The organism is Actinomadura nitritigenes (assembly GCF_017573545.1).
GTDB classification, from domain to species: Bacteria; Actinomycetota; Actinomycetes; order Streptosporangiales; family Streptosporangiaceae; genus Spirillospora; species Spirillospora nitritigenes.
This window is the reverse complement of record NZ_JAGEOK010000038.1, coordinates 95,336-101,406: the sequence shown is the minus strand read 5'-3', so window position 1 is coordinate 101,406 and position 6,071 is coordinate 95,336. Positions and strand designations below refer to the sequence as shown.

Annotated in this window: 6 protein-coding genes; 1 reads left to right on the top strand and 5 read right to left on the bottom strand. The window is 69.6% G+C overall.

What is annotated here, in order from left to right:
• Positions 1 to 720: 720 nt before the first annotated feature.
• Together J4557_RS41265 and groL are read right to left on the bottom strand one after the other, a co-directional pair.
• On the bottom strand, positions 721 to 1,311 hold the full coding sequence (locus tag J4557_RS41265) for a phospholipid scramblase-related protein (RefSeq protein ID WP_208272270.1): 591 nt from the start codon (positions 1,309 to 1,311) through the stop codon (positions 721 to 723).
• 406 nt (positions 1,312 to 1,717) lie between these two features.
• The gene (gene groL / locus J4557_RS41260; protein ID WP_208272269.1) at positions 1,718 to 3,346 is read right to left on the bottom strand and encodes a chaperonin GroEL; all 1,629 of its coding nucleotides are present in this window, start codon (positions 3,344 to 3,346) and stop codon (positions 1,718 to 1,720) included.
• Between the two features lie 542 nt (positions 3,347 to 3,888).
• Between groL and J4557_RS41255 the strand changes: the two genes are divergently transcribed.
• The gene (locus J4557_RS41255; RefSeq protein WP_208272268.1) at positions 3,889 to 4,029 is read left to right on the top strand and encodes a hypothetical protein; all 141 of its coding nucleotides are present in this window, start codon (positions 3,889 to 3,891) and stop codon (positions 4,027 to 4,029) included.
• 109 nt (positions 4,030 to 4,138) lie between these two features.
• On the opposite strand, the gene J4557_RS41250 is transcribed toward J4557_RS41255, so the two are convergent.
• From J4557_RS41250 to thrC, 3 genes are all read right to left on the bottom strand, one after another.
• Positions 4,139 to 4,339, bottom strand: a complete 201-nt coding sequence (locus tag J4557_RS41250) for a cold-shock protein (protein ID WP_208272267.1) — start codon at positions 4,337 to 4,339, stop codon at positions 4,139 to 4,141.
• A 177-nt stretch (positions 4,340 to 4,516) separates the two neighbouring features.
• Positions 4,517 to 4,795 carry a MoaD/ThiS family protein gene (locus J4557_RS41245; RefSeq protein WP_173096670.1) on the bottom strand — a complete coding sequence of 93 codons (279 nt, stop codon included), beginning with the start codon at positions 4,793 to 4,795 and terminating at the stop codon, positions 4,517 to 4,519.
• A 20-nt stretch (positions 4,796 to 4,815) separates the two neighbouring features.
• Entirely contained in the window at positions 4,816 to 6,060 is a 1,245-nt protein-coding gene (gene thrC / locus J4557_RS41240) for a threonine synthase (protein ID WP_208272266.1), read from the bottom strand.
• Positions 6,061 to 6,071: the final 11 nt, after the last annotated feature.

Below are 6,071 nucleotides of genomic sequence, written 5' to 3'. Positions count from 1 at the left end.
TGCCTCAAAGAAATCCCCACCACCCCCCGAAGGAGATGGCACGGGGCGACCCGGCCTAACCGGCCAGGTCGATAAAGGCACTGGCTTTTAACACGCTGTTGAGTTCTCAAGAAACGGACACCCACCGTGCTGGACCCGCTCTCGCGTTTCCCGCCCCGGGGCGACTGCTCTTACTTTATCAGATCCGCTCGGAGTGTCAATTTCCGGGCTTTTCCGATTGCCTTTCCGGTCCGCTTGCGCGTCCCTTTCGGGCGGTGTTGCCATTTCATCAGATCCGGCTCGATTTGCAAAATCGGGCCTTACCGACGCCATCACTGCACGGCTGACACGGCGAAGCCGTGTCGGCTGCTGAGTGGTGGTTTCCCCATCGGGCCGGCCGCCTTCCGGCGTCCCGCTCCCCTGTGGGGCGAAGTGAACAGTATGCCCACCGTCCGCCGACGTCAAACCGGCTCGCGGCAATCGCCTGGGACGGTTCGGACGTCTCAGGCGCGCACGTCCCCGGCCACACCCGTCTGACCTTGAGGTTTGTCGCGGAACGCCCCTGTCGAAAGGGGCATTCCACTCGTTCCCTCCGGCAGAAAATTTTCGTTGCCGACGCGCCGCCAGAGCGCTCGACCGGATTGGACGGCGCCCTCGGCTTCGCCGGCGGCGGTCACCCGAGGAGGCCGCCACACGTCCGCATGCGCGTCCGCGCGAGCTACAGCCGCGTGCGGACGTCCGTCAGGTGATGTCCTTCGACTCGTGCAGGTTCAGGTCCATGACGATGGCCGTCATCACCGCCATCGTGCGCAGCGGCTCCCGGACCGGGTCGAAGATCTCGACGTCGTACTTGTCCGCCGTGGTCAGCAGATGGGTGGCGAGGCCCGCCCACTTCTTGCGGACGTGCGCCACCTTGCCGCCGTCGGTGTCCATCACCTCGAAGTTGTTGCGCGGCAGGTCCACCGCGATCGTGCCGAGCCTGCCGCCCTCCGCGTCCCGGAGGACGTACCGGCGGCCGACGCGCTCGGTGACGAACGAGCCGACGAGTTCCCCCTCGGAGCCGTGGACCTCCGTCAGCTCGCGCCCCCGCCGCTTGTCCACCACGTAGAGCGGTTCGCCGCTCGGGGTGGTCAGCAGCACCACGTGGGCGTCGAGGTCGGACTTGCCGGGGAAGAGCGTCCGCAGCGTCTCCGCGCGCCCCTTCTCGCCCGTCTCGCCGGCGACGGCCAGGACGGTGCCGTCGCGGTCGAGGACCCGGTACCTCGATTTGGCGAACGGGCCCCTGCGCGGCTGTTCCACCTTGAGCACCGGGGAGCTGAACACTTCGCTCACGCGTTCTCCTGCCTCATCGGCCGCTCGCGCGGGCCGTCCGCCGGATCGGTCGGGCAGCGCATGCGGGACGCGCCGTCCAAGCGGCGATCCTGCCAACACCGGCCCCTCAGGGGAAGCCGTCCGGGACGGACCGTACGGGCGGGCGCCGCTGCCGATGCCGCTCACCTGCACACCCGTTCTCCGTTCGGCTCCGCGCGGAAAGCATCTCCTGTCGGCCGGGAGACCGCTCCCGCTGTTCGAACGGCCGGGGGCGGCCCCCGCGTTCCCGAAGCGGCCGTGTCCACGAGGCCGCCTTCGGAGATGCCGAAAGGGGCGGTTCCCGAAGGAACCGCCCCTTGGGTCACCACACGATCGTGAGGCCGCCGGTACGGTCAGCCGGTCCCGATCGTCCGGGTCATGGGCTCGATCAGAAGTCCATGCCGCCGGCGTCGGGCATGCCGCCCGCCGGGGCCGGGTTCTTCTCGGGCTTCTCGGCGATGACGGCCTCGGTGGTCAGGAACAGCGCGGCGATCGACGAGGCGTTCTGCAGCGCGGACCGGGTCACCTTGGCCGGGTCGAGGATCCCGGAGTCGAACATGTTGACGTACTCGCCGGTCGCGGCGTTCAGGCCCTCACCCGGGGTCAGGTTGCGGACCTTCTCCACCACGACGCCGCCCTCGAGGCCGGCGTTCACGGCGATCTGCTTCAGCGGCTCCTCCAGAGCGCGCTTGACGATGTTGGCACCGGTGGCCTCGTCGCCCACGAGCTCCAGCTTGTCGAACGCCTTGGTGCCGGCCTGCAGCAGCGCGACGCCACCGCCGGGGACGATGCCCTCCTCGACCGCGGCCTTCGCGTTGCGGACGGCGTCCTCGATGCGGTGCTTGCGCTCCTTGAGCTCGACCTCCGTCGCGGCGCCGGCCTTGATGACCGCGACACCGCCCGCGAGCTTGGCCAGGCGCTCCTGGAGCTTCTCGCGGTCGTAGTCGGAGTCGGTGTTGTCGATCTCGGTGCGGATCTGGTTGACCCGGCCCGCGATCTCGTTGGCGTCACCGGCGCCGTCCACGATGGTGGTCTCGTCCTTGGTGATGACGACCTTGCGGGCGCGGCCCAGCATGTCGGTCGTGGTGTTCTCCAGCTTGAGACCCACGTCCTCGCTGATGACCTGGCCGCCGGTCAGCGTGGCGATGTCGCCGAGCATGGCCTTGCGGCGGTCGCCGAAGCCCGGGGCCTTCACGGCCACGGACTTGAAGATGCCGCGGATCTTGTTGACGACCAGGGTCGCCAGGGCCTCGCCCTCGACGTCCTCCGCGATGATCAGGAGCGGCTTGCCGGACTGCATGACGCCCTCGAGGACGGGCAGCAGGTCCTTGTTGGCCGACGCCTTGCCCTGAACGATCAGGATGTACGGGTCCTCGAGGACCGCCTCCATCCGCTCGGGGTCGGTCACGAAGTAGTGCGAGATGTAGCCCTTGTCGAAGCGCATGCCCTCGGTCAGCTCGAGCTCCAGACCGAAGGTCTGGCTCTCCTCGACCGTGATGACGCCTTCCTTGCCGACCTTGTCCATCGCCTCGGCGATCATCTCGCCGATCTGCGGGTCGCCCGCGGAGATGGACGCCGTGGAGGCGATCTGCTCCTTGGTCTCCACGTCCTTGGCCAGCTTGGACAGCTCCTCGCTGACCCGCTCGACCGCGGCCTCGATGCCGCGCTTCAGCGACATCGGGTTGGCGCCGGCGGCGACGTTGCGCAGGCCCTCGCGGACCAGCGCCTGGGCCAGCACGGTCGCCGTCGTCGTGCCGTCACCGGCGACGTCGTCGGTCTTCTTCGCTACTTCCTTGACGAGCTCCGCGCCGATCTTCTCCCAGGCGTCCTCGAGCTCGATCTCCTTGGCGATCGACACACCGTCGTTGGTGATCGTGGGGGCGCCCCACTTCTTCTCCAGCACGACGTTGCGGCCCTTGGGACCGAGGGTCACCTTCACGGCGTCGGCGAGCTGGTTCATGCCGCGCTCGAGGCCGCGCCGGGCCTCCTCGTCGAACGCGATCATCTTTGCAGCCATAGGCTCCTAGTCCTCCCGGAACAAGGTGGCTTAAAGGATCGAGCCGACGCCCGCGACGGACGGCCCCGCGCCCGGCGGCTGCCATTCCGCCACCGGACTGGGGCCTCGTCGCCCCGACCCAGACTGTGAAGCTGTCACTCTCCACAGTAGAGTGCCAACCGTTTTTTAGCACTCTACCCCCTCGAGTGCAAGCGCCGCACAGCCTCGCCGCACTCGTCTTCATCGACTTGTCCGGACTCGTCCTGACCTGCACCTAAGGCCGCGACTCGCCACCGGACATGTGTCGACGTGCCCCGTTGCGCGCAGTCCTGCGCCGGTATGCCGCAGAGCCGTACGCCCGCGCCGCCGGTGGCGTAGCGGCGGAGCTCATCGGCGCAGGACGCCGCCAGCAGCAAGACGCCGCGCGGGGTGAACCGGCGACTCGCGGATCCGATCGGGCCCACGCGCCGGCGAGTGCCTGGCCGTCACGTGTTTCGATTCCGATCCCTTTGGCGAGCGGAAATCTCACGCAGGGATAGACCGCGGCCGCATCGGCCGGCGTCATGAAGAATCGCTTGCGGACGGCGCTCAGAACGAGCCCGGAATGGCTCAGCCTCAGCGAGGCCAATGGCCAGGTGGCGTTCGACCGCCCGAACGTCATGGACGGAAGGCCGGGCCTGCTCCGCCACGTCGTCGACTGCTGAGCCTCGCCTGCGTCATGGATCACTGAGGCGGGGCAGTGGTCTGAGCAGGAAAGCCGGACCTTGACCGTATCCCTCCGCGCCGTGCCCGCAATTGCCTGGAGCGCGCGGGTCAGAGGGGGCGGACGGCGTCGGCCTGGGGGCCTCGGTCGCTCTGGGTGATCTCGAACTCGACGCGCCGGCCCTGTTCGAGGGTGCGGTAGCCGTCCATCTGGATCGCCGAATGGTGGACGAAGACGTCACGGCCTCCGTCGACGGCGATGAAGCCGTACCCCTTCTCGGCGTTGAACCACTTGACCGTGCCCTGCGCCATTCCCGGCCCGCCGTTCGACCGTGCCCCGGCCCCCGCCCCTGCTACCGCGGGGACCGCGGATCATCCGCGTCTCCGCGGCGCCGCGCCGCGGGCGGGGTCGACCCGGCATGATCGGGATCGACCCCACCCGGCGGCCGCGACGGTGCCCGGGGACGGAGGACGGATGGCCGGTGGCGGTCAGCCGCCCGCGACCGCGGGGATGATCGAGATCTGGGTTCCCGCGGGGGTCGCGGTGTCGAGGCCCTCGGCGAACCGGACGTCCTCGTCGCCGACGTAGACGTTGACGAACCGGCGGATCTTGCCGGCGTCGTCCAGGATGCGGGCCGCGATGCCGGTGTAGCTGGCCTCCAGGTCGGCGACCACGGCGCGGAGGGTCGCGCCCTCCGCCTTCACCTCCGCCTCGCCGCCGGTGTAGGTCCGCAGGATCGTCGGGATGCGGACGGACACGCTGCTCATGTGCTGGCTCCTTCTCGTTCTCAGGCGAGGCCGGCGGCGCGGAACGCCTCCAGCGTCGGGGCGATGTTGGCGCTCGGCTTGGCGACGGGCGCGACGGCGTCCAGCGTCTTGAGCCCGTCCCCGGAGTTGATGATCACGGTTTCGGCGGCCGGGTCGAGGGTGCCGGCGTCGACGAGCTTGCGCAGGCAGCCGACGGTGACGCCGCCGGCGGTCTCGCCGAAAATGCCCTCGGTGCGGGCGAGCAGCCGGATGCCCTCGACGACCTGCTCGTCGGTGACGTCCTCGACGGCGCCGCCGGTGCGGCGCGCCACGTCCAGCACGTAGGGGCCGTCGGCGGGGTTGCCGATGGCCAGCGACTTGGCGATGGTGTCGGGCTTGACCGGGCGGACGACGTCGTGGCCCGCCTTGAACGCGGCGGACACGGGGTCGCAGCCGGCGGCCTGGGCGCCGAACACGCGGTACGGCTTGTCCTCGACCAGGCCGAGCTTGATCAGCTCCTGGAACGCCTTGTCGATCTTGGTGAGCTGGGAGCCGGACGCGACCGGCACCACGATCTGGTCGGGCAGCCGCCAGCCGAGCTGCTCGGCGATCTCGTAGCCGAGCGTCTTGGAGCCCTCGGCGTAGTACGGGCGGACGTTGACGTTGACGAACGCCCAGTCGTCCTGCTCGCCGGCGATCTCGGACGCGAGCCGGTTCACGTCGTCGTAGTTGCCGTCGACGGTGACGAACGTCCCGCCGTACACGGCCGTCGTGATGATCTTCTGCGACTCGAGGTTCGACGGGACGAACACGGCGCTGCGGATCCCGGCGCGGGCCGCCGCGGCGGCGACCGCGTTGGCGAGGTTGCCGGTGGACGGGCAGGCCAGCACCTTGAAGCCGAGCTCGCGGGCGGCGGCGAGCGCCACCGCGACGACGCGGTCCTTGAAGGAGTGGGTCGGGTTGCCGCTGTCGTCCTTCACCCACAGGCGCTGCAGGCCGAGGCTCTCGGCGAGGTTGTCGGCGCGGACGAGCCGGGTCAGGCCGGGCTCGGTGTTCGGGGTGTCGGCGACGGTCGACGGGACGGGCAGCAGCCCGCGGTAGCGCCAGATGTTGCGCGGACCGGATTCGATGGCGGCCCGGGTGATCCCGCCGAAGTCGTACGCGATCTCCAGCGGGCCGAAACACTCCTCGCACGCGTAGAAGGGGCCGAGATCGCGCTTCGAGCCGCATTCGCGGCAGACGAGGGCGGTAGCGGGTCCGAGGTCCGTGGCAGGCGTAAGTGCCATGAGGGCGAGGC